Source organism: Collimonas sp. GW821-FHT02H07 (assembly GCF_059421505.1).
The window spans coordinates 507,682-532,105 of record NZ_JBWKVC010000002.1 but is presented as its reverse complement, the minus strand read 5'-3'; the positions used below and the strand labels follow the sequence as shown (position 1 = coordinate 532,105).

Below are 24,424 nucleotides of genomic sequence, written 5' to 3'. Positions count from 1 at the left end.
GCGCGGCGAGTCGGACTGGCATGCCGCAAGCATCAGCGACAGCCTTCGCCGCAGGAGATGCGGCCGCTTATTCTGCTTGCACCGGCGTCAATACTTCACGGCTGCCATTGGTCGCCACTGAAGAAACGATGCCGGCGGCTTCCATCTGCTCCACCAGCCGCGCCGCGCGGTTGTAGCCGACACGGAATTGGCGCTGCACCGAAGAAATCGATGCGCGCCGGGTGCGGACGACGAAGGCAACCGCTTCGTCATACAGCGGATCCGCTTCCACGTCCTGGCTATCGCCAAGCAGGTCGGTGCTGGCACCCTCGGCGGGTACGCCGGCGAGGATGGCCTCTTCGTATTCCGGCTCGCCAAACTGTTTCAGATGTTCGACCACCCGGTGCACTTCCGCATCCGAGACGAAGGCGCCGTGCACCCGTTGCGGATAACCGGATCCCGGCGGCAGGAACAGCATGTCGCCGTGGCCGAGCAAGGCTTCCGCGCCCATCTGGTCGAGGATGGTCCTGGAGTCGATTTTCGACGACACCTGGAACGCCACGCGGGTCGGGATATTGGCTTTGATCAGCCCGGTGATGACGTCGACCGAAGGCCGTTGCGTCGCCAGGATCAGGTGGATGCCGGCAGCCCGGGCTTTTTGCGCCAGGCGGGCGATCAGTTCTTCGATTTTTTTGCCGGTCACCATCATCAGGTCCGCCAGCTCGTCGATGATCACCACGATCAGCGGCAGGGTGGACAGCGGCTCCGGCGCATCGGGAGTGAGCGAGAACGGATTACTGACCTTCTTGCCGCGCAGGTTGCCATCGCGGATTTTCTGGTTGAAGCCCGCCAGGTTGCGCACCCCCAGCGCCGACATCAGCCGGTAGCGCTTGTCCATCTCGGCAACGCACCAGGTGAGCGCGTTGGAGGCCAGCTTCATGTCGGTGACGACCGGCGCCAGCAGATGCGGAATGCCTTCGTAGACCGACAGCTCCAGCATCTTGGGATCGATCATGATCAGCCGCACTTCTTCCGGCGTGGCTTTGTAGAGCAGCGACAGGATCATGGCATTGATTGCTACCGATTTGCCGGAGCCGGTGGTGCCGGCCACCAGCATGTGCGGCGCGCGCGCCAGGTCGGCGACAATCGGCTTGCCGGTGATGTCCTTGCCCAGCGCCAGCGTCAGGTGCGATGCTGAATCCTGGTAAGCGGGCGACTCCAGTATCTCGGACAAGCGGATCATTTGCCGCTGCGGATTGGGCAGCTCCAGTCCCATGCAGGTTTTGCCGGGGATGGTTTCCACCACGCGGATCGACGTCAGCCCCAGTGCGCGCGACAAGTCCTTCATCAGGCCGACGATCTGGCTGCCGCGCACCCCCAGCGCCGGCTCTACTTCGAAGCGCGTGATCACAGGGCCTGCATCGGCGCCCAGCACCGTCACCGGCACCTTGAACTCTTTCAGCCGCTGCTCGATCAGCAAGCCGGTTTCCGCCAGGCGTTCCACGGGGATGTCGATCAATTCGTTGACTGCCGGGTCCAGCAAGTCGAGACCGGGCAAATCGATTCGAAGTTCATGCAAGGGATGGAAGGAGAAATCGGCTTCGCCATCATCGATGATGGCAACGGGCGTTTGGGCTGGAGCGGGCTGCGGCGCCACATAGGCGGTTTGCGCGACGGCGGCGGCAGGATGGGCAATCGCAGTTTCAAACGGCGCGGGCCGCATCTGCAATGCCGCTTCCGGTTTTTCTATCGGGCTCTGGGGCAGGCTGGCGAAGCTGCCGGCGGCGAATGTATCTGCCAAGGCAGTTGCAGCCTCAGTCAGAGTTGCGGCATCCGGCTTGCCTGGAAATTCTGCTACGGACGCGAGCGGCGCCGCTGCGGGCGCAACTGCTGACGTCATCACGGTATCGTCTGCCAGCGGCCGCGATGCTGCGGGAATCGCGCTGGCTGCAGCCACCGGAGAAAGCGGGCGCGTGCTGATTATCCTGGTTTGCGGCGCCGGGCGATTCAGGCTGCGCTCGGTTTGACGGATATGCATCGCATCCTTCCGCGCGGCGCTGGCGGCTCTTGCCTGCTGCGCCATCTTTTCACGCGCCAGCATGGCCGGCGTCGGAATGATGCGTTCAACCGTCGCCCACTCCGCCATGCTTCTGGCGGAGGCGGACATCTCGATACGCTTGGCTGGGACGCTCGATCGTTTGCCCGGGACTTCCGGCAGATCGGAACTGGATGGCAGCCGCCAGGATTTTCTGCTGCGCGGCGGCGCTGCAATGCTTTCGCGCGTACGTGCTTGCCGCACGGTCGAGTGAGGCGAGTGAGGTGAGGCCGTCGCCGTGGCAGCCCGTGGCTCGCGCGGCGTATCGGTTTGCTCTGTCTTGTCCGGGAAAAAACGCCGCAGCGCAGGATGGATGTTGCCGATAGAAGTCAGCCATGCGCTGCCAAACAGCCATGACAGGGCGAGGATGCTGACGGCCAGCATCACCAGCACACCGCCGACGCTGCCAAGCATGTTCATCAGGCCTTCGGCAATCGCGTAGCCGGCGTGGTCTCCATCGGGAGGGCCGGATTCGCTGGTACGCAAGACGGCTTCCAGCGCGCTGCTGCCGCACAGTATCAACAGGGTCCCCAGCCACAGGCGGATCGAACCGGGGCCGCGCAGCGCGCTTGCGCCCGAGCGGCGCGCCTTCAGTACACGAACCAGCATGGGAGCCAGCCAAAGCAAGGACCATCCGAACCAACTGAAAACTGCTATATGCATACTCAAATTCAACGAAAAATCAAGGTCCGGAAAGCGTGTGGCTTGCGCAAATCATGTTGCGATATCGCAGGCCGCGCCCGCTGCCGTTTGGCAAGGGTGACCTGACAGAGGTTTGTCTGACGACCTGAAATCAAAGTAGGTGATATTAACCGAAAAACCAGTCGCCGTTTCCCTCCGGGTTGCTTGCCAATAACTTGTTTTTACATAAATAAAAATGTAACGAAAATTGCACCGTCATCAATGCGGATTGCTGCCGCAGGCCGGCAAGCGTTGCAACGCATTTTCTGTGCTTTTACAAGGCTTGCAATTTGAAAATGCTGCAAAGCGCAATAGCTGCCTGCAAACAGCAGCATCGTCTGACTAATAGCGATTGCAACCCTCATTCATCCAATCTTCAACTTGTCTTTTTACGACAGAAACGACGGTTTTCAACAGCTCTCTGTCGCATATATGTAACTAAACATTTCTTTTTGTAACAATACAAAATTATTTGTAACGAAAAGTATTATTTTTAGTATAGATTAAACACGCGGTGTCTTGGCGCATGGCAATTAGTTGCGTCAATGCACCGCATTGTCATTGGTTGCATAAAAAACAAACCATGCAGCGTATGGCAAGTCCGGGGAAAACCAGATGATGAGGAAGACCTTCTGGTGAAGTGTTCGGTTTACCTCTCTGCAGGCGCTTTAGCAGAGATGTCAAAACGCAAATTGCATCGTCCACAAGGCGATCTGATCAGCCTGGTTTGATTACACAAATAATTAAATTCTTAACTCTAAAAACGATAGGGGGTTTTGCTTATGATCAAGGAAAGAAAATTGTCACAGTCGCTGCGGCTTGCATTTTTTACCGGCGGCGTGGCAATGGGGGTCGGCATGATGGCGCCGGCCGCACATGCGCAAGAGACAAATGACGACAAACCGATGGGACGGGTTGAAATCACAGGTTCGAACATCAAACGGACGCAACAGGAAGGGCCGGCGTCGACGCAAATCCTGACGCGCAAGGATATCCAGCAATCGGGCAAGACATCGGTAGCCGATGTCGTACGCAGCCTTTCCGCCGACAACAACGGCTCCATCAGCTCGTCATCCACCAATGGTTTTGCGGGCAGCGCTTCCGGCATTTCCTTGCGCGGCTTGTCGGTCAATTCGACGCTGGTGCTGATCAACGGCCGCCGCACTGCGCCCTACGGTCTGGGCGATGACGGCCAGCGCAGTTTCGTCGACCTGAATTCAATCCCGCTCGGCGCCGTGGACCGCATCGAGGTGCTGAAAGACGGCGCGTCAGCGATCTACGGTTCGGATGCGATCGCCGGCGTGGTCAACATCATTCTGCGTGAAACCTTTGAAGGCAAGACCATCTCCGGTTCGCTGGGTACTTCAGGTCATGGCGACGGCACCTTGCGCACCGTATCCGGCACTTTCGGTTTCGGTAATCTGGAAGAGGACAAGTACAACTATTTCTTCAGCATCGACGCCAAGCAAAGCAACAAGATCTTGCAGAAAGATCGTCCGGAATACCTGGGGCAGGCGGATGCCCGTCCATGGGGCGGACGCGACCAGCGCTCCGGCGCCACCACCAGCAGCGGCGGCGGCGGCAACAGCCTGGTTGGGACGGTGCGCCCGGTCAGTGCAAGCGGCGGCACCATTCCTGGCCGCGGCGTGCAAAACCTGCCGGGTTGCGCCAATATCGACACCGGCACGTCGATCAATTCCGGCGGCGGTTGCCTGTTCGATTCGATCCAGGACGGTTATCAGACCGTGCAGCCGGAAACGCAGAATATCAATATCTACGGCCGCGGCACCCTGAAACTCAACGGCGATACGCAGGCCTACGCAGAAGTCGGCTTGTTCAATTCGAGCGCCAAGACGCTGACCACGCCATCGGCGCTGACCGGCACCGGTCTGGACCTGGCCGGCAATCGCCTCAACAACACCGTCAGCGGCCCCGATCAGCTGCTGCTGCCGATTGGCCATCCGGACAATCCGTTTGCCAATAACCGCGCCCGGCCGCGCTGGGTCGATCCAAACCGGCCGCGCAGGAGCGACCTCGACACCACGGTGACGCGCTTGCTGACCGGGATCAAGGGCAGCGCTTTCGGCTGGGACTATGACAGCGGCATTCTGTATGCGCAAAGTAAAACCGAGCGTACCCTGAACGGCTACTATCGCACCAGCGCATTGAGGACTGCGCTGGCCGACGGCTCTTTCCGCATCGGTCAGAATGGCGTGCTGAACAGCGCGCAAACCTTGGGTCTAGTATCGCCGGAACTGAAGAACTCGGCGACCACCAAGCTCGCTTTATGGGATTTCAAAGGCACGCGCGAATTCGGTCATTTGCCTGGCGGACCTATCGGCGTAGCGGTCGGCGGCGAGTTCCGCCACGAATCGACGGATAGCGAGGCGACGCCGTTCACCCGGAATAACGACATCGTCGGCCTGGGTTATGCCTCTGCCCGCGGCTCGCGCAACATCAGTTCGCTCTACACCGAGCTGGCGCTGCCGGTCATCAAGCAGCTGGAATTCCAGCTCGCCTTGCGTACCGACCAATACTCCGATGTCGGCAATTCCACCACGCCCAAGATCGGCTTCAAGTTCACGCCTATCCAGCAACTGGCTTTCCGTGGCACCTATGCCGAGGGCTTCCGCGCACCGGGTCCGGCCGAGAGCGGCAACAGTGCTGTTTCCGCGTTCAGCACCTACACGCGTGATCCGGTGCGCTGTGCTGTCACGCATCTTTCCGCGGATTGCAGCGATACCAAGAGCATCAATGTGGCCACGCTCAGCAACAATAGCCTGAAGCCGGAAAAATCCCAGAGCTACAGCCTGGGCTTCATTCTGGAGCCGGTCAAGAACACCAGTATTTCGCTGGATTACTGGCGCATTGTCCGCAAAAATGAAATCACCGGCGCCGACACCGTCTCGCTGATCGACAATCCGTCGAGTTTCCCCAACGGCTCGGTCGTGCGTGGCGAACCGACCACGGATTTTCCTAACCTGGTTGGACCCGTCCTGCTGGTCCAGGCGCCGTACATCAACGCTGGCCAGACCCGCACCAGCGGCCTGGACATCGATCTGCGCAGCCGCTTCGATCTGAGCAGCTACGGCCGCCTTACCACCGGCCTGACTGTCTCGCAAATGTTCGAGTTCAAACGCACCATCAACGGCGAAACGAAAAACTTTGTCGGCACCCACGGCGACACCAGCCTGTCCGGCAATGGCGGCACGCCGCGTACGCGCGCCTCCGCTTCCGTGGCCTGGGACCGTGGTCCGTTCAATCTCACCACCTCGGTCAACTATGTCAGCGGCATCGAAGACAAGAACGAAGCCGGCGGCAAATGCCTGGATGTGGACCCTGTCACGGAAAAGCCCTTGCTGGGTTGCCGCGTAGCGTCGTTTACCACGGTCGATCTGTTCGGCCGCTGGGATGTGAGCAAGCAATGGCAGGTGACGGCGGCGGTCGCCAACCTGTTTGACCGCCTGGCGCCGCTGGACGTGCAAACCTACGGCCGCGTCAATTACAACCCGTCGCTGCATCAGTCCGGCGCGGTGGGGCGTTACTTCACAGTGGGTGCCCGCTACACTTTCTAAGCGCAGTGGCTAATTGATTGGAACAATAAAAAGCGCCAGGGAGATTTCTCTCCCTGGCGTTTTTTTTGACTACTGTTTTGTTGTGTCCGCGACAGGCCCGGTTCGCAGCGGCCTTGAACCGGCTTGCTGCTGCCGGGGGATCGGCTGGATCACGTGCACGATCCAGCCATCAGGCGGTTCGATCAGTGCGGGAAGCTGACCAGGCGTGCCTGCATTGCCGAAGACAAGCTCAGGTCAAAGCGGCCGCCGCTTGGCAAGGCCTTGATATCAAACGTCGCGCTGCCGTTTTGCAAGCCGTTGCCGAGCACGGTTTTGGCGCCGCTCGGCGCGATATACATCAGCGACAGGAATGGTTCCAAAGCAGCATTCCAGGTGACGCTCAACTGGCCGTTCCGGACGTTCCAGCCAACTGAAGACGCCATTGCCTGGGCATTGCCTGCGGTGGCGCTAGACGCTTTCGCGCGTTGTACCTGGCCTGGCTGGCGCATCGTTTGCGGCTGACCGTTGTACAGCACGTCGACAGTGGCGATGTCGCCCGGGTTCGGCAAGCTGACCCAGAAATGGCTGGTTTTGTCGGTGGTGTCGGCAACGCTGACCGGTTCAAACGGCAGGGTGTAGGTCTGGCCCGACACGGTAAGCACGCGCAGCGCATAGGCCGATTTGGCGGTCGCGGTATCGATGCGCAATTTAGTCGCCGAGGCCGATGCCGGATGCAGCAGCACGCCTTGCGCAGTGATCTCGCCGGCGATGGTCAGGTAACCGTCCGGCGCGGTGGCTACGCTGGCGGCGGAGCCGAGCACCAGCGGCTGTGGAATCGCAGTGGTGCGCGACTCGGCGAACTGCTGCGCCCGGACGTAGCTGAAATCGGAGAACCAGGTGCCGCCGCAGTAACCCATGACATCTTTCATCTGCGTGTTGCTTGGCGTGAGCGGCGCGCTGAGCGTGCCTGTCTGCGTGTCGCTGTCATACAGGCTGTTGTAGACCGCCAGCGCGCTCAGGTCGGCGTTGTTGTTGGGAAAGGCCGGATCCGGACTCGCAGCGCCGCCGCAGGGGGCGTGGCTCAGGGAATGGTTGTGTCCCATCTCGTGCACCATGATGGCCTGCCATTGCGGCCAGTTATTGTTGAACGGATCACCCTGGCCGGCGCTGCTGGTCCAGTCCAGGCCGATCGCCGCGACTGAAGAGCTGCCGCCGCTGGCGCGGTTGCCCACATAGCCAAGGCCGGCGACGAATGAGCCAGGGATCGGCGAGTACATCGGCACAAAGCCATAGTAGAACGCGTTCGGATCTTCGGTTTCGCGCGTGCTTTCCAGCTGGCTCAGTGCGGACGACCAGCTCATCGACGCGGTGCTGCTGGCGCCGCTGATGGTCAAAGGCGCGTGGCTCTGCACGACGATATTGCCGTTGGCGTACGGATAGACCCGCGCCAGGGCCTTTTGCACGTCCGACAGCGTTGGCGGCAGGACGCCGGTAGCGCCGCCGACTGTCAGCGGCACCAGCACCACGCGCATGCTGGTCGGCGCGCCGACCACTGGCGATGCATCCTGGCTGGCTGGGTTATTGCTGGCGCCTGCCGCTACCTTGATGCTCACTTTGACGCCAGGCTGCACCCAGGCTGCGGGCATGACGACATTGAAAGTGCTGTTCAGGTTGTAGTCGTCTTTTGCGGTAGGCAGGTTGGCCGGGCCGTTCATCGCCAGCGTGCCAAGCGCCACGCCTGCCTTGTTGGTGGCTGACAGGTTCACCAGCGGGCTCTTGGCGCCTGCGGCGGGCGCCAGCACGCTTGCCCGCACCAGGGTAGGGCGGCCCGGAGTGAGGCGCAGCGTCAGGTCGCTGGCGCTTTTATCGAATACATGCACAAAGTCGACGCCGCTGATCCACAAACCGACATTGCCGGTGCTGTCGATCGTGCCGGCATTGATGGCTGCCTGGCCGGGAGCATTCAATGTCAGCGTGCCGCTGCTACCCAAGGCAACGCTCAATATCAGTTGCGTGCTGCTGCTGCTGACGATGGTGGCGGCGACATTGCCTACGGTGGCCGCCGTGACGCTGCTCAGATTGGTTCCTGTTACGGTCAATACCACTGTGCCGCCGCTGCTGGCGGTTTGCAAGGCGGTTGCGGTGACTGTCGGCACCACGGTAAACGCACTGGCGCTGACCACTTCCTGGTTGGGATCTATCACTGTCAACGGACCCGATGCCGCGCCCGGCGGCACGACAAAGGTGACGGCGCTGCTGGAGGCTGCAGTTACCGAGGCTACCGTGCCATTTGCAAAGCGGATATTCGTCGCTGCCGCCAGGCCGCTGCCATTGATTGTCACGCTGCTGCCGACGATGCCGAGCTGCGGCAGCACGGCAACAATCGACGCCGGACGATAGCTGTGGAGCTGATAGGACGTATTGACCGGAGCGCCGTTGACGATCAGCGTCAGTACACCGGAAATCGGCTGCGCCGGCATGGTCAGCGTTACAGCGCTGCTGGAGCTGCTGACTATCGCCAGATTGGCGCCGGCGATCTGATAAGCGCTGGCCAGGTTCAGGTTCTTGCCCTGGATCGTGAAGTTGGCGCCGACCGCCACGCTGCTGGACGATACGCTGGTGACCAGCGGCGCAGGCAGGCTGGAAACAAAGGTGGTCGACGATTGCACCGAGAATCCCGGGCCGGATACGGTGATCACGCCGCTCACGGAGGCGGTCGGGACAGTAATCGCAATCTGGCTGTCGCTGACGATGGAAAAGGTGACTGCAACGCCGCCGATGCTGACCGCCGTCACTTTTTGAAAGCCGCTGCCGGTGACAGTAATGATTGCGCCGGCGGACGCGCTAGGAGCCGACACTGCTGCAATACTTACGGCAGCAGCCGGCGTCGGGGAGGCAATCGAGTTTGGCGTAGATGCCGTGTTGTCGCTTGATCCACCGCCGCCACCGCAACCGGACTGGCTCAGCGTCATGCCGAGCAACGCTAGAGCGAGAATAATTCTTTGATTTTGCATTTTGACGCACTGCCTTTGAGCTATCGAGAGCTTGATGGTTTGATTAAAAGAGGAAGGGGGCCGCCGGAGGCTTCGCGGCGAAATATTTCTTTATAGAAATGGCGAGCGAGATTGTAGTTGCGAAAGATACTTGCCGTAAAGTATTGTTTTCCGACGTGTTGGCTATCCGCGATTGACTTGGCTGAGAAGTCCATATAGCGCTATGGGCGATGCAGGACCCGTGCTGCCGCGCGTGCCGTTTGCCGGCCTGGGGAGGAAGGAAATGGATGTGGCAAACCGGGTCGATACCGGGGCGACAGGTAAGGGTTTACCAGAGATGGGAATTTAAAAAATTGCAAGACCTTGACAGGTACTTTGGCGGATTTCAAGAGCAAGAAAGCAAAAAGGGTTACAAGCGTAGTTGCCTGTAACCCTTCTATTTATTTGGTGGGTCCCCAGAGTCGAACTGGGCACCAACGGATTATGAGTCAAGGACGCAGAATGCGCGTAAGCTGCAAAGCCGCGTCAGACAACAACTACTGTTTGCGCATCCAGCGCACGAAATACACTGGATGCGCATAGTTGGTCAAAAATTTCCCCACCTAATAAATATTGCTCGGCTGACCTGAAGTCGGTATTCCGATCAGCGGGAGGTCTGAGTGATTTTCATCAGATATTCGACTGGAGAATATCGAGACGGACGGAGATGTTGATTTCGTCGACCTGACTTCACCGACGTACTGTCCCAGATCCGCGTTCCAGTAGAGATCAAGTTGTCGGCTCGGAATCTGTATTAATTCTGCGGATTGCTCTCCGCTAATATCGAATTCAATCTCTGTAACCTTGCTACTTCCCCTACCAGCCAGGGTTGCGAAGATTTCGACCTTGTATGTTCCTGGTCCGTACAAAAGTGTGTCAGGCGCTCCGCGAAGATTGAAGTGATGATCGTTGGCAATCCCAGTTGGCCCAACGAATAATCCACTGCCGATGGTTAGGCGTCCGCTTTCAGTATGTCCCCAGAAGTCGAATAGATAACTTTGTCCGTCCTTACGGACACGCAGGAACAGGTTTTCAACTACCATCCCCTTTGCTCCAGTCGAATATAAGCATGTTCGGATAAATAGCTTTGGCCAATTCGGACCGACGTCCCTTTTCAGGCAGACATAGGTTGGACGTGTCATCTTGAGCTTCCCTCGGTTAAACTGGATCAACCAGAATGTGTATGCCGAAATTGTGAGCGATGCTCCTGAAAGCCCTATCGCGATGATGTCTTTAAGTTCCATGATCGTGGCGTCCGTCCCTGCATGTTAAACGACGAGTGAAAATCCATTCCATAGTTCAAGGGGACATTCCTTAAGTAATTACTGACTTTGCGGTCCGCTCGTATCAATCCTGTATCAGCCACTCCCCAAATTAGCCCAAAATCAACAGTATGAGAAGTACTTTGACGCTTTTCTATTGCTTGTAAAGGCAGGTGAGTTTTCTCCCATTGCGGCCGACAAAAACGATCTAACCACGCAATTGCGCATTCCGGTAGAGTTGAACTTCCGCGCGGGTATCCGATGGTGGACTAGCCAGCCCTTGGCTATCAGCATCGCTAGGTTTTCCGCTGTGCGATCTCCGTTTCGACGACACTTAGGCGCGCTTCCAACTCAGCGGTCAACTTGTATCCCTTACGAATTGTAGAGACTCTTTGTACGGCGTCTTCTTCTGCTCCACGAGTCTCGCCGAGAATCTCCGCTACGAGGACTTGTATATCTACCCAATCTGGATGGCTAGACGCGAGGCCATCGGCAATCTCAAACGCAATACGATGCTCCTTCTTTAGAAGAAAACACATCGCAAGGTGGCGCGTCGCCTGCGCGTGACCAGCAGCGACGATTGAGCCGCCACAACAGCTATCGTTCAATGCGTTATACAGCGGATTTTGATCACCGCCATCTAGATCGATTGCCACTAGGACACAGACGCCCACGTAGTCGTGGGTATCGACGAGATTTTTCAACGTGGTCGTCTTTGACTTATTGGCATCATCATTGAGATGCGGCAAGCATAGGGACTGGATCTGACGTTGAAGGTCAGCATAGTTGTCTTTAAACGGAGAGGACAGCGATCCAATTCCCGGTCCGCTGAGGATGCTAGCAAAAGCGAGTAGGCTTATAAGTAGCTGCGACGACGACATGGATGTAGTCAGAGAATCTACAAAGGGACCATACTCCACCCTCACGTGTCCGCGATGATTCATCCTATGGATCCCTTCGGTCTTCACGAACGTCTTGTAGCGAGCAAGTGTCGCATCGAGGCGAATAGGCCAGCTCTTGGAACCAGCACATTCTGCGAGGAAATTATCTACTGACTCGTGCGGAGCACTGCCGATTTCGCCGAGTACGTGACAGACCAACAATCGCCTTGGCGCCGGAGCGCCTTCACCATAACGGACGAGGATCTCTGCGAGCGGGTAGGGCCAGCCGCTGCGGCAGGAAAGGATGAGTTCAAGGATACTCCTGAAGTCTGAATCTGAACGCTGCTCGGACAATGTTGCCGCGAGAAACTGGTGCGCCTTTCGAAACTCGTGCTTTGACAGTCGATGTCCCGTTCCAAAATGCTCGACTTCGTCGATCGTCTCCATCGGCTGCGAGCCTTGAAATGCATTCCAAAAAAATTGCCTCGAATCGCCTCTTTGCGCATCATCACCGTCGAGCCACCGGACAAGATTCTTGCGATAGGCTTCTTCGTCGTTAATTGGCGGGAGTTCTTGCGGCGGTTGGATGATGACATTGTCGCCAGCAAATGGGACAGACATTCCGCCACCAGCAGTAACACCATATATGCGCTGACCATCGGCAGCATACGTCCGCAAAAACAGAATGCTGCGACATGCCTTCATGAACGAGGCACTGACGCGTTCATAGAAGCTAAGTCCTTGGCTCAGATCGTAGGAGTCTAGGATCGCAACGAGCGAAGGCACGGTATAAGTATCGTCAATTTCGAGATGGGCTCCAATGACGTCGCGAACATCGCGTGCCGTTTGGAGTTCGGTCTGGAAGTTCGAGGCAGCAACAAAGTCATCGATCGAAGCGGAAGACTGACCGCTCACCCTGATGAGTTTGTTCAATCCTTCCATTTCTTGGGGAGCCCCCGCCGCAACCGGGCGGGTCACAAGGCAATCGCAGAAGCTGACAATGTCTGTGACGATCCGCGCCCTGAGGATGCGAACGATCGACGGATGAGCAACGAACTTTGCGAGGAGGTTTCTCTGAATGGAGACCCAACGACGTATAAGCGCGAGCTGAGCGGCCCGCGCATGCACTGGCGTTGTATTTAGCGAGGCAGTCGTATTGCTTCGGGTCATTGCTAACGAGTCCGCTCCCATTTCAACCCAGTTACTTTGATCGTTTATGCGTTGGTACTGGCGAAGCGCTTCAACCACGCTTGGATCGGCAAGTTCTGCCGGGGACGTGTAGGTAGCGAATCCGGGCAGGTTAAGGGCCGTTAGACTTTCGTAAACCTCCCGCGCCCCTTCCACAAAAAAACCGATTTTTATAATCTCAATGTCGTTCCAGAGTTCTATCCGCTTACCAAAGTCAAAGTCCTGTACATGCGCGCCGAGCCGATTTCTGGAAACTTTGAAATATTCAACGAAGACGTTGGCGTAATCTTCCTTCTTCTTGTGGAAGTTGCGTATGTCGTAGCCTGCATTTTTGAGCGGCTTCCGCAGACCCCGCGCATGTTCAATAAAATTCTCTGTTCGCACAAGAATGTGACGAGAAAGGGTACGCGCAACGAAAGGGTCGCTGGCATGCGTCGCGAGATGAAATGCAATGTGCATCTCATCAACGAGGAATTTTAACTTCTCGACTCGATTTGCTATCACTGAACAGCCCCCGGTATGTACGTTTCTCACAAAGTAAGTGCTACGGCCCTGGCATCCCGCTCTGCTCATGGATAACCGTGAGATCGTTTGCGTATTGAATTCTACGCGTCGGAGCCGTGTATTGGCTCATCGAAACTTAAACCAGAGTGCTTTGTGCTGTCCGCTTACGGCAATTAAACAGTCCTTGAACTAGGCTATGCAAAAGTCGGAAGAGGGGCGTTTGCTGCCCGTCGCAAATCTCATCGGTCGTTCATGCACGGACCGTAAGGTCAGTGCGCCACAGCGCAGCGGCAAATTTGCAACCAGCGCCCGCAACAACGTTAGCGAACAACCTAAATTTGCTTATAGGGCAATAAATTCGTGGCTTTTGTTGCCTGTCGCTAATATAAAGTACCCCTCGGGAAAGCCATAACCTTTATAACCTTTTTTGGAAAGCGGCTGAAAACCCTTGCGGCATAAGGCTTTGCAAGATTCAGCAAACTATAACCTCGGCATAACCTTGGCATAACTAGGTTATAAAGTTAAAAATAATTTCTATAAAAATAAATAATTATATAAATCAATGACTTAAAGTCTGGTTATGTTTTAGGTTATCAAAAGTTATAGTTCAACCATAACCACCTAAAACCATATAAATCAACGGCTTACGGTGCATAAAATCACTTGGTTATAAAGGTTATGCTTTCCCCGAGGTCAAACCTGAAATCAGTTTTTCATCGCTGACACCACAACCCCATTTTTACCCTTCTGCGTGCGTCGTTTTGCGTCACTTTTTTGCCACGTATTTCCGCCCTTCGACGGTAGGTTTCTCCTATGCGCGTCACTTCAAAAAATTTGAGTCGAAACCGCCCAATTTAGCGGGCAGGCGTGGCGGGGGGATGACTGCGCGCCGGGCTTCAGAACATTGGCAATATATTATCGATGATACAATGTTGTGTTTGAGTAACGTCGACACAATCGTTTGCAGTTGCTCATGTGCTATAGATGTAGGATTGAACGCTAAACAACTGTTCCCCCGGCAACAGACAAGCAACGCCCCGGTATGAGCATGGAAGAGCCGTACCCTTCAACTTCACGACGAAACGCTACACAACTACAGGAAGCATGCATGGCCAATGCAATTCGAACACTGCAGAGCCTGATTGATGGCAGGCAACATAAACGTATCCTGCGGGTTTCGTTTGTCAACAACGACGGTCCCAAGGCCGAGTTGCTGATCAATAAGCTCGAAGCAATCGAAGGCTTGAGCCGGGATTTCTCTTATAAAATCGAATTGCTGTCGGACGACGCGCTGATACCTCTCAAGGATTTGCACGGGAAATTGCTGTGCGTGGAATTAGTACGTGGTGACGGATCCATGCGCTGCTTTACGGGCTACGTCCATGCGGTCCGGCTCAAACGTACCGATGGCAGCATCGCCTTCTATGAAGCGACGCTGGGGCCGTGGCTCCATTTCCTGACGGCGCGTAAAGACAACTACATCTTCCACAATAAATCGCTTCACGATCAGACAGAGCAGATATTTTCAGGCTACGGAGCCCTCGCTGTGTGGGATTCCAAGTTGCGCGACACCGACCCGGTGATGACCGATGCGTTTCTATGCAACGAATCGCAGCATAACTATCTGCATCGCCGCTGGGAATACTTGGGCTGGCACTATTGGTACGAACACAGCAGCAAGGGGCACCAGCTGGTGCTGTCAGACAGATCCACCGATGCCGCGCCGATTGACGGTCGGCCAGAAATCCCATTTCAACGCCATGCCGGCGCGATTGAAGAAGACGCTATCGGCAATTGGTCGCCGGTTCGGCAATTCACCGCGTCGACTGCCACGCTGACCGGCTATGATTTCAAGGACCCGCGCACGAAAGAAGCCAGCACTCCCACCGTCAACAAGCAGGGCACGGTGCCGCCGGTGGAGTCCTACGAATATGCCGGCGCCTACGGCTTTGTCGATCAGCAGGATGGTGAGCGTATCAGCAAGATACGCATGGAGGAAATCGAGGTCCCTGGTAAATACTTTGAGGGCAGTGGCAATAATCGCTTTGCCATGCCGGGTCGCTGGTTCCGCCTGACCGGCCATTTTTCGGAAAGTCAATCTGGCAGTAGCGACGAACAGGATCACGAATTCCTGATTGTCAGCGTGACGCATCACGCGACCAATAATTATCTGCAAGACGCGGATGTGATCGCCGACTATAACAATACGCTGGTATGCATCCGCAAAAAAATTCCATGGCGCCCGGGCCGCGGCTACAACAGTCAAGATACTAAAGACTTCAGCATCCAGACCGCCACCGTCACTGGCCCGAAAGGAGAGAACCTCCACGTCGATGAATTTGGCCGTGTGAAGGTGATGTTCCACTGGGACCGCGTCGGCAAGAATGACGAAAATTGTTCGGCCTGGATCCGCGTTGCAAGCGGCTGGTCAGGCGCGCAGCAAGGGTTCATCGCAATACCGCGCATCGGTCAGTCTGTAATTGTGCAAAAGCTCGATGGCAATTGTGACCGACCGATCATTACCGGCTCGGTGGTCAACCAGGTCAACATGCCAGCCTGGGCCTTGCCGACACAGCAGGCTCTGAGCGGTATGCGTAGCCGGGAACTGGCGCCGAATGGCGGCAACTCGCCAGGCGGCCGCAGCGGGCATGTGGTGTTTGACGACTCCAACGGCAAGATACAAACACAGGTAAGGAGCGATCACCAAAATTCGATGCTTTCTCTTGGGTACATCACGCGCATCGAAGATAACGCAGGGCGTAAGGACGCACGGGGTGAAGGGTTCGATTTACACACTGACGCCCACGGAGTGGTGAGATCTGGGATGGGCATGTTGCTCACCACGGAAGCCAGGCTGGGAGCAAAAGGCCACGCAAAGGACATGTCTGAAACGGTCCAGCGCCTGACCAAGGCGCGCGATACGCAGGAAACTGTGGCAGACCTCGCACAGCAGCAAGGCGTGCAAGACAAGGGGCATGATCAAAGCGATGTCAGCAAGGTCTTAAAGGCGCAAAATGACGCGATTAAAGGCACGTCTGGGGGTGATGGCTTCCCTGAGCTGTCCGAGCCGCATCTGGTCGTTGCCAGCGCTGCAGGTATCGCTACGACTTCGGTAGCCAGCACGCACGTCGCCAGCGGCGAACACATAGCACTGACGGCCGGTGAACATCTGTCGATTGCGACCGGCAAATCGTTGTTCGCCAGCATTCTGGAAAAGTGCCATATCTTCGTCCATAAATTGGATCTGGTGCTGGCGACGGCTACCGGGAAAATTCGCATCGAATCCCAGCACAACAACATTGATATCATCGCGCAAAAAGTCATCGAGATGATCAGCACGGAGGATTGGCTGCGATTCAAAGCCAAGAAGGGGGTCAGCTTCAATGTGGGCGGCTCTGAATACACCATCACACCGGACGGCCACCGTTGGTTCACGCCTGGCGTTGTCGAGCATCACGCGGCCAACCATGACACATTCGGGCCGCAAAGCAAATCTGTCGATATGCCAACATTCCCCACCAGCGAATGTATTCCATGCATGCTGAAGGCGGCTAAACAGGTTAGCCCTGTCACAAGGCTGTAAACATGATGCGCGACTATTCTTTGATCGACGGGGCGCTGGTATACGAGACGCTATGCGCACATTCTGTCTTTGTTGATCCAGCCGCGAGCTGGTACGCGTGTTTGCTGCCAGGAGAGGAGCGCCGGCTGGCCGGTCCCATACTGATCGATATAGCTTTGCTCGATGCTGCGGGCGCTGCAGCGCAATCCGCTGTTGCTGAAGTGATGAAAGCCTTTCCCGGAAAGTTGCATTGTTCCACGCTCCAAAGCGACGCCGATCTCATCTCCCTGGCGAATCATTTGCAGCGGTTCACTTGTTTCTATGATGAAAATTTTCTGTTGCTTGGATTCCGTTTTGCCGACACGCGAATATTGACGCACCTGCCAAGCGTTTTAACAGCGCAGCAGTGGGGTGAAATGACCAGCCTGGTAGGTCGGTGGGTGTTTCTTGATCGACGCGGTGATGAGGTTAATCTGGCGCTTCCTGAGGGCAGGGAAAACCTGATACCTGAGAACAAGCAATTTAAGTTAAGCAGTGAGCAGTTAGAGATACTGATCGATGCGGCCGAGCCGGATCTGTTACTCGATCGGATTAAGCACGGGCCGCAAGAGACAAAAAATCATTTATATGATGATTGGAATTTGGCAAAAAACTGTGTGAGCGCATGGCAGCAAAGCGGCTCAAGAAATCGTGAAGTGTTGCTGCAATTCGCAAAAAAAGTATTTAAGTCAAACGGTCAGGCATTACAGAAGCGAGACTGGGTATCGTTTCTGGCACGTGCGACGCCGCAAGATGTTGTGAATTCTTAATTCAAGGAATGCATAGTGAAGAAAAATAATCTTAGATCCGCTTTAGTCCGTTGGCTTTTGCCGGTATTGCTGGCCTTGCAGGTCAGTGCTTGTGCTAGTGCTAGTGCAGGGTCCGATGGGTTGGCGCCTGAAGGCCAAGTTCCAGTATCGATATCTGCGGTGGCGCACTACGGAAAAGGAATTGGCATTTCTGAGTTTTACGTAAATGGCAGAATGAGCGGACATCAATATTCAGGCTGGGGAAGTAGTGGTGAATCATGCTGCATGAACATTCCATGGACATCGGGTAAGCCATCAATGATGGTAACCGTGAGATGGAAGACATATCGCACCACATTTAAGGAGGAGCGCTGGCATGAGGCTACCGTACCTGTCCATTTCGCGGTTCCGCCAGGGGATGGTGATGGCTTGAAAGTTCACTTTATGCCCGGGCATCGTGTTGAGGTGTGGTACGCCCGCGAGGGAACTGGAAGCCCCAATTATCCGGGGCCTACATATCCGGCGGCACCAGCTCCCGACTATGTTCCACTCGCTGACGAAGCACCGGCGCCTGTGCAGGGAAAATAAAAATGACCAATGCAAAATCATGTCTGGAACCAGCGCAAGTAACCTGTCCGCCGGCGTTGCCACTTGAATGTGGATCACATTGCGATTTTAATTTGAACATCGGCATTTTTTTTGACGGCACCGATAACAATATGGAGCGTGACGCTCCGTCTCTTTCTCAGAGTAATGTTGCTCGATTGTTTGCCGCTTATAAGGATGAATGGGCAGAAGGTTTTTTCGCTCATTATATTGAAGGTGTAGGCACACCATCACCTGGCAAATTCGGCACATCTGGCGGTGATCCTCGTGAGTCTGCGGCAGGAAAGGGCGGAGAGCCGCGCATCATCTGGGGGTTGCTGCAGGTATTGAATTCGGTTAATCGTTTTGTGAATCACAATAGAACGATGTTCGATGATAAGCAAATGAAAGTTCTTTGTACCGATCGTTGGGTGACTCCAGAAGACCCTAATGAGTGGCCGCGTCCGAGTACGCGGAAGGAAGATGAAATACTTGAAGCGCTTGGCCTGCAATCTGGTCTGGTGGACCACGAAAAAAACAGAAGTAAATTTTTAAAAGAGTGCGCTAACAAACTCAGTCGACAACTCAAGACGCCGGAAACGTTGCCACGTGTAGCTGGCGTCTATATCGATATATTTGGATTTTCTCGGGGTTCCGCACAAGCGCGGGTTTTTACCAATTGGCTGCATGAGTATTTTCTGATCGACGGCAAGTTGTTCGGCATTCCTTCATTTGTTCGTATGCTGGGACTGATGGACACAGTCGCATCGGTTGGGATAACGAATGCCAACAACGGAGAAGGTCATTGGAGTTGGGCCACGCCGGAGAATTTGCGAATCCATCCTGACGTCAAGAATTGTGTGCATTACGTTGCATTGCATGAATTTCGTACCGTGTTCCCATCGGATAGCATTTGTCGTGACAATATTTTGCCACCCAATTGCCATGAGCATTATTACCCCGGCGCGCATAGTGATGTTGGCGGCGGGTATCCGCCGGGATGCCAAGGTAAGGCGGTGCAAATCAATTACGCCGCAGGTGGTTCTGGAGCCGTAACCCCAACCGCGGACGATAGTAAGAAACTAGCGCAACTGCCACTCAACGATATGTATCTGGCTGCTAGGAAAACCTGTGAATTTCATTCCCTTGGTCAAGCGTGGCTGGAGGTGACTTCGCAGAGTAAAGACGACCAGAATCCCTTGATTGCGCAGTTTGCTCTGGATCCACAAGTTCGTTCTTCTGTCGAAAGATATTTCGCCAGTTGCGGTATCGGAAACGATCTCACAGTTGATGCGCAATTGCGTCAACATGGTTTGTTGTATTTGACCTGGCGCTACCAGGTGAACAAGGCAAATTATTTTGAACAGCTTACTAGTGTGAAATATGCGCGTACCGTTGATGCTCACGGTTTGACCTACTACAAGCGAGGGCAAGAAGTATTTGCTAGACAGATCGAATTGATTCCACGTGTATTTCCAAGCGCGGAAGAGAAAGGCGCGCGTGATGGCTATAACCGGCATGCCAATGAAATTTATCGATTAATCGTCAAAAAAGATTTGCCTCCAGCTGTCGGCGGGTTCTATGACACTTATGTGCATGATTCCTATGCCGCATTCATTGAAAAATTGGGCGGTGAACTGATGCGTGGCATCGTTGAAGGTGAAGGTTATTTACGTTATCGGGGCGTGTATCGCGGTAGCGAGACACGGCTCAATGCAATGGCAAACGCCCCCAAACAGAACTATGCGTAGTTAGGGGTGTTTATGAGAAATTCGCAAAAGCATGGCGTCATCCGGCTGGGCGATAAAACCAGCCACGGCGGCGTTGTCATCACCGCGCTAGACGGCACCAAAGCCTTGGGTATTCCAGTGGCAGGTGAAACCTGCATGACGCACTGCCCACAGTGCAAAGGCGATTTTGAAATTTTGCCCGCCGGCAGTGGTAAGCGACATGCAAGTAAATGGCTTGCGTATCACGACGATCTGACCGCTTGCGGGGCGACGCTCATTTCTTCTATTTAAGGTTTTACTGCATGACTGAATTGAACAAGGAAGTGAGGTTGGATGATCTGGATCCAACCCGGCCGCCAGCGAATGGCGAGACCTTTTTGTATCAATCAAGAACAGGTCACCTGGTGACCCACGGTCCTGACGGTGTTTTGGTGGAAGCGGCAGACGGATTTAGCTTAGAGACTAGTCCAGACGGCATGCAGGAGACGAATCTGCCGGCAGGCTGCCAGCTTGTTATTGCTGACACTGCCGTTATTGTCGGCCGGGAGGAGCGGCGCGCTGGACGCATTACGACCAGGACACTGCATTTCGACGGTGGAGGTTCGCTGGCAGTGATGACAGATGATGCAATGACGATGTGTGAGGCGCAAAGATCTCTGCTAGCTCAGGTTTGACCTTGTATGCAATATCAGATTTGATCGTGACTATTACAACTTAGCCGAATTTTCCAATGGATACTGCAATCGTTATTCCTATCGTCGTGGCACTTTCGACTTTACTTGGAGGAGCGCTTACCGCGTATGTGCAACTGCGCAACCAACGAACCAATCAGCAATTTCAATTGGCGAGCGACGCAGCCAAACACGAGCGGGAGATAGCTGACCGTGAAAAGTCAGATGTCCTCAAACGAAAGGTCGAGGCTCACAAGCTTCTTAGCCGCATGGCTCGGGAATTTTCCGTCACCAATCTTGATATTCTCTGGCGGGCAAATATGACGGATAACGAGTATGACTTGCGTTATCTGTCAGCATGTTGTGAGATGGATGAACTTCGCGCATTTGCTAGTCTATACGCCCCTTCTCTTGCGGACGATATTGAGAAACTACACGGCCAAATGAATATGTTCTGGGGAAATTTCAATAATGTCCTCTATCAAACTTCGCAAGGAAGAAAAGTTGATCACACAACACCCGCTCTCACGAAAGCGCACGAAGCAGCAAATGAGATTGGTGCCAAGGCAGCCTTCGTCAAGCAGCGACTTAGAGCACTTGGGCGGAACTACGAGGAGTAGCAGTTAAGCCTTCCATCACGGGCCGCCGGCTCTTGATAAATACGACAACCCGGTTTAGGTCGAATTGCAATCTTGACGTTCTGATGTATGCTGCCAGGCCAAGTTGCGGATTACACACGTTATCGCCCAGCGCGCCGTAGTGCGGCCTGCTCTTTCTGATAGTCATCGCGACAATCAGCATTGCAAAACAACAGCGCGTGCGCGATGGCTTCATCACAAAAATGACAGTAGCCGTCGCTTTCCAGCATAGACTGCTTTCTGACGTGCGCCATGGCGTTGCCTTCTATAGCGGCATGAGCATGAGCGAAATCATTCGTGCGCAGCGGACAGAATCAGCATTTGTCTTGGCCGACACCAAGAACGGTGAACCTCGGATCGTCCCGATGCATCGAAAATTGCGTGTGTGCGCCAACATAGCGCTACCCGATCAAAGTCGAATATCCAAACATTTTCGGACAGCGAGAGGAAAGATTGACATGGATTGGCTGCATTTTCATGATCTGCGCCACAGTGCCGCAAGTTCAATGATTAATGAAGGTGTCGATCTATATACCGTAGGTGCAGTTCTGGGACACAAATCTTCGGCCAGTACCCAACGTTACGCGCATCTTGCTACGGACTCGTTAAGGTCGGCAATCGACCGTATTGGTCAAAAAAAATCCCACCAAAAGAAAATGCGGGCTGCGTGAACTGTCACGCAACCCGCATCATTGCTGGTGGGCCCCCCCAGAGTCGAACTGGGCACCAACGGATTATGAGTCCGCTGCTCTAACCAAGCATGAGCTAGGGGCCCAATTCCTCAGGGCGCTGCCATGTGTACTGACGGTGTAGGCACTGCCTAACCAAACACAACAGCATCTCAAAACTAATTTCGTATTATAGAAAAATACCGCGGCTAAGGGTAGCCGAATTGCAGTGAATCACCTAAAAATTGCTGGGCGACTCACCGCAAATCTCAATTACCTTCGAGGAAGCTCTTCAGCTTGTCGGAACGGGAAGGGTGGCGCAGCTTGCGCAGCGCTTTAGCTTCTATTTGACGGATCCGTTCCCGTGTCACGTCGAATTGCTTGCCGACTTCTTCCAGCGTATGGTCGGTCGACATCTCGATGCCGAAACGCATGCGCAATACCTTGGCTTCGCGCGGGGTCAACGAATCCAGGATGTCCTTCACCACGCCGCGCATCGATGCATGCAATGCCGCATCGGCCGGCGCCAGCGTGTTGTTGTCCTCGATGAAATCGCCCAGATGGGAATCGTCGTCGTCGCCGATCGGTGTTTCCATCGAAATCGGTTCCTTGGCGATCTTCATGATCTTGCGGATCTTGTCTTCCGGCATTTCCATCTTGATCGCCAGCGTTGCCGGATCCGGCTCGGCGCCGGTTTCCTGCAGGATCTGACGCGAGATGCGGTTCATCTTGTTGATCGTTTCGATCATGTGCACCGGAATCCGGATGGTGCGCGCCTGATCGGCGATCGAACGGGTGATGGCCTGGCGGATCCACCATGTCGCATAGGTCGAGAATTTATAGCCGCGGCGATATTCGAACTTGTCGACTGCTTTCATCAAACCGATATTGCCTTCCTGGATCAGGTCCAGGAATTGCAGGCCGCGGTTGGTGTATTTTTTCGCGATCGAGATCACCAGCCGCAAGTTGGCTTCGGTCATTTCACGCTTGGCCATCCGGGCTTTTCTCTCGCCGGCGCCCATCTTCTTGTTGATGCCGCGCAGATCCGGCAATGGCAACACGACGCGTGCTTGCAAATCGATCAGGCGTTGCTGCAGCTCTTTCACTGCAGGTACGTTACGGCCGAGCACAGTGCTGTAGGCATGGTTGCCGTTGACTTCGCCGTCGACCCAGTCGAGATTGGTTTCGTTGCCCGGGAAAACCTTGATGAAATGCGGACGCGGCATGCCGCACTTGTTGACCGCAACGTCAAGGATCTGGCGTTCGATCTGGCGCACTTCGTCGACCTGGCCGCGCAGGGTGTCGCACAGTTTTTCGACGACCTTGGCGGTAAAACGGATGCCCAGCAATTCGTTGGAAATGATTTCCTGCGCCTTGACGTAAGGCTTCGAGTTGTAGCCTTCCTTTTCAAACGCTTTGCGCATCTTGTCGAACTGGGTCGAGATGGTTTCAAACTTGCCGAGCGCATCGCGCTTCAACTGTTCAAGCTGTTCCGCCGAGAAGCCCGCAGCGCCGGATGTCGAACTGGCGTCATCTTCTTCTTCGTCTTCTTCTTCCTCTTCCTCGTCTTCTTCGCTGTCTTCGTCGGCAGCAGGCGCAGCGGCGCTGGCGGCTAGCGCTTCATCGGTCTGGTTTGGATCGACCAGGCCGTCGACGATTTCATCGATCTTGATTTCATCCTTGCTGATTTTTTCAGCGGCCAGAAGAATTTCGGCGATCGTGGTCGGGCAGGCGGAGATGGCCTGGATCATGTCCTTCAGACCGTCTTCGATACGCTTGGCGATTTCGATTTCGCCTTCGCGCGTCAGCAGCTCGACCGAACCCATTTCGCGCATGTACATGCGGACCGGATCGGTGGTGCGGCCGAAATCGGAATCGACGGTCGACAGCGCGGCTTCTGCTGCGGCTTCTGCATCGTCGTCGCTGGCGACGGTCGCCACGTTATCGGACAGCAGCAGCGTTTCGGCATCGGGCGCCTGTTCGTAGACGGCGATCCCCATGTCGCTGAAAGTACCGATGATGCCTTCGATGGCTTCCGGATCGATAATGTTTTCAGGCAGGTGATCGTTGATTTCGGAGAACGTCAGGAAGCCGCGCTCCTTGCCCATCTTGATCAGGGTCTTGAGCTTTTGACGGCGCGCTTCGAGTTCTTCTTCGCTGGCTTCGGTGTCGGACGAGAAGGCGTCTTTCAGCAAAGCCTTTTCCTTGGCTTTGCGGTCCTTGGCCTTGGCCTTGTCGACGGCTTTCAGTTCAGCGCGTTCGACCGCGTTGAGCGCCGCGACTTCATCGTTCTCAGGCTGGAATTCTTTTGGCTTGCGACCACGACGTCCAGGTACCTTAACCGACGGCAGGATGTAGCCGGAGGTATCGATCGCCGCCAGGGTTGCGGCATCCGTGGTTTGACTTACGCCTGATCCAATCATCACGCTGACGTCGGCTTTAACAGGAGCCGCCGCTACATTTTTGGCTGATTTGACGACTTTGAGTTGTGGTTTCTTGTTTGTCACAGGGGCTTTCGATTTCACAGATACTGGTTTTGCAACAGTTCTTGACGCTTTCGTGGTCGTTGCAGTTGCTTTAGAAACTACTTTCTTGCTAACAGGCTT

At 55.2% G+C, this 24,424-nt stretch carries 15 protein-coding genes and 1 tRNA gene; 9 read left to right on the top strand and 7 right to left on the bottom strand.

The window, feature by feature from the left end; all coding sequences use genetic code 11:
• Positions 1-67: 67 nt before the first annotated feature.
• Positions 68-2,683 carry an FtsK/SpoIIIE family DNA translocase gene (locus AC07V8_RS05565; RefSeq protein WP_494677654.1) on the bottom strand — a complete coding sequence of 872 codons (2,616 nt, stop codon included), beginning with the start codon at positions 2,681-2,683 and terminating at the stop codon, positions 68-70.
• A 254-nt stretch (positions 2,684-2,937) separates the two neighbouring features.
• The gene (locus tag AC07V8_RS05560; protein WP_494677653.1) at positions 2,938-3,120 is read right to left on the bottom strand and encodes a hypothetical protein; all 183 of its coding nucleotides are present in this window, start codon (positions 3,118-3,120) and stop codon (positions 2,938-2,940) included.
• A gap of 435 nt (positions 3,121-3,555) precedes the next feature.
• Between AC07V8_RS05560 and AC07V8_RS05555 the strand changes: the two genes are divergently transcribed.
• Positions 3,556-6,330 (top strand): TonB-dependent receptor, encoded by a 2,775-nt coding sequence (locus AC07V8_RS05555; RefSeq protein ID WP_494677652.1) that lies wholly within the window; start codon positions 3,556-3,558, stop codon positions 6,328-6,330.
• 182 nt (positions 6,331-6,512) lie between these two features.
• Here AC07V8_RS05555 and AC07V8_RS05550 read toward each other — a convergent pair whose 3' ends face one another.
• The 3 genes from AC07V8_RS05550 to AC07V8_RS05540 all read right to left on the bottom strand — a co-directional run bounded on the left by AC07V8_RS05550 (position 6,513) and on the right by AC07V8_RS05540 (position 13,176).
• Positions 6,513-9,323, bottom strand: coding sequence for an IPT/TIG domain-containing protein (locus tag AC07V8_RS05550; protein WP_494677651.1), 2,811 nt, complete (start codon positions 9,321-9,323; stop codon positions 6,513-6,515).
• Between the two features lie 581 nt (positions 9,324-9,904).
• Positions 9,905-10,585 (bottom strand): hypothetical protein, encoded by a 681-nt coding sequence (locus AC07V8_RS05545; RefSeq protein ID WP_494677650.1) that lies wholly within the window; start codon positions 10,583-10,585, stop codon positions 9,905-9,907.
• Between the two features lie 314 nt (positions 10,586-10,899).
• Entirely contained in the window at positions 10,900-13,176 is a 2,277-nt protein-coding gene (locus AC07V8_RS05540) for a hypothetical protein (protein WP_494677649.1), read from the bottom strand.
• A gap of 1,108 nt (positions 13,177-14,284) precedes the next feature.
• Between AC07V8_RS05540 and AC07V8_RS05535 the strand changes: the two genes are divergently transcribed.
• The 8 genes from AC07V8_RS05535 (at position 14,285) to AC07V8_RS05500 (ending at position 21,821) form a co-directional block, all read left to right on the top strand.
• The gene (locus AC07V8_RS05535; protein WP_494677648.1) at positions 14,285-16,759 is read left to right on the top strand and encodes a type VI secretion system Vgr family protein; all 2,475 of its coding nucleotides are present in this window, start codon (positions 14,285-14,287) and stop codon (positions 16,757-16,759) included.
• 2 nt (positions 16,760-16,761) lie between these two features.
• Positions 16,762-17,547 carry a DUF4123 domain-containing protein gene (locus AC07V8_RS05530; RefSeq protein WP_494677647.1) on the top strand — a complete coding sequence of 262 codons (786 nt, stop codon included), beginning with the start codon at positions 16,762-16,764 and terminating at the stop codon, positions 17,545-17,547.
• A 15-nt stretch (positions 17,548-17,562) separates the two neighbouring features.
• Entirely contained in the window at positions 17,563-18,114 is a 552-nt protein-coding gene (locus tag AC07V8_RS05525) for a DUF3304 domain-containing protein (RefSeq protein ID WP_494677646.1), read from the top strand.
• A 2-nt stretch (positions 18,115-18,116) separates the two neighbouring features.
• Positions 18,117-19,862 carry a T6SS phospholipase effector Tle1-like catalytic domain-containing protein gene (locus AC07V8_RS05520; RefSeq protein ID WP_494677645.1) on the top strand — a complete coding sequence of 582 codons (1,746 nt, stop codon included), beginning with the start codon at positions 18,117-18,119 and terminating at the stop codon, positions 19,860-19,862.
• 12 nt (positions 19,863-19,874) lie between these two features.
• Positions 19,875-20,132 (top strand): PAAR domain-containing protein, encoded by a 258-nt coding sequence (locus AC07V8_RS05515; RefSeq protein ID WP_494677644.1) that lies wholly within the window; start codon positions 19,875-19,877, stop codon positions 20,130-20,132.
• Between the two features lie 11 nt (positions 20,133-20,143).
• Positions 20,144-20,515 carry a hypothetical protein gene (locus AC07V8_RS05510; protein WP_494677643.1) on the top strand — a complete coding sequence of 124 codons (372 nt, stop codon included), beginning with the start codon at positions 20,144-20,146 and terminating at the stop codon, positions 20,513-20,515.
• Positions 20,516-20,571: 56 nt separating this feature from the next.
• Positions 20,572-21,132 (top strand): hypothetical protein, encoded by a 561-nt coding sequence (locus AC07V8_RS05505; RefSeq protein WP_494677642.1) that lies wholly within the window; start codon positions 20,572-20,574, stop codon positions 21,130-21,132.
• A gap of 197 nt (positions 21,133-21,329) precedes the next feature.
• Positions 21,330-21,821 (top strand): tyrosine-type recombinase/integrase, encoded by a 492-nt coding sequence (locus AC07V8_RS05500; protein WP_494677641.1) that lies wholly within the window; start codon positions 21,330-21,332, stop codon positions 21,819-21,821.
• 25 nt (positions 21,822-21,846) lie between these two features.
• On the opposite strand, the gene AC07V8_RS05495 is transcribed toward AC07V8_RS05500, so the two are convergent.
• Positions 21,847-21,925, bottom strand: a tRNA-Ile gene (locus tag AC07V8_RS05495).
• 162 nt (positions 21,926-22,087) lie between these two features.
• Complete coding sequence (gene rpoD / locus AC07V8_RS05490; RefSeq protein ID WP_494677640.1) at positions 22,088-24,325, bottom strand: RNA polymerase sigma factor RpoD; 2,238 nt, start codon at positions 24,323-24,325, stop codon at positions 22,088-22,090.
• Between the last annotated feature and the right edge of the window lie 99 nt (positions 24,326-24,424).

Excerpts from the sequence above, each read along its gene's own strand:
- AC07V8_RS05565 (WP_494677654.1), bottom strand. The coding sequence starts at position 2,683 with ATGCTGGTTCGTGTACTGAAGGCGCGCCGCTCGGGCGCAAGCGCGCTG.
- AC07V8_RS05560 (WP_494677653.1), bottom strand. The coding sequence starts at position 3,120 with ATGAGGGTTGCAATCGCTATTAGTCAGACGATGCTGCTGTTTGCAGGC.
- AC07V8_RS05550 (WP_494677651.1), bottom strand. The coding sequence starts at position 9,323 with ATGCAAAATCAAAGAATTATTCTCGCTCTAGCGTTGCTCGGCATGACG.
- AC07V8_RS05545 (WP_494677650.1), bottom strand. The coding sequence starts at position 10,585 with ATGGAACTTAAAGACATCATCGCGATAGGGCTTTCAGGAGCATCGCTC.
- AC07V8_RS05535 (WP_494677648.1), top strand. The coding sequence starts at position 14,285 with ATGGCCAATGCAATTCGAACACTGCAGAGCCTGATTGATGGCAGGCAA.
- AC07V8_RS05530 (WP_494677647.1), top strand. The coding sequence starts at position 16,762 with ATGATGCGCGACTATTCTTTGATCGACGGGGCGCTGGTATACGAGACG.
- AC07V8_RS05520 (WP_494677645.1), top strand. The coding sequence starts at position 18,117 with ATGACCAATGCAAAATCATGTCTGGAACCAGCGCAAGTAACCTGTCCG.
- AC07V8_RS05515 (WP_494677644.1), top strand. The coding sequence starts at position 19,875 with ATGAGAAATTCGCAAAAGCATGGCGTCATCCGGCTGGGCGATAAAACC.
- AC07V8_RS05510 (WP_494677643.1), top strand. The coding sequence starts at position 20,144 with ATGACTGAATTGAACAAGGAAGTGAGGTTGGATGATCTGGATCCAACC.
- AC07V8_RS05505 (WP_494677642.1), top strand. The coding sequence starts at position 20,572 with ATGGATACTGCAATCGTTATTCCTATCGTCGTGGCACTTTCGACTTTA.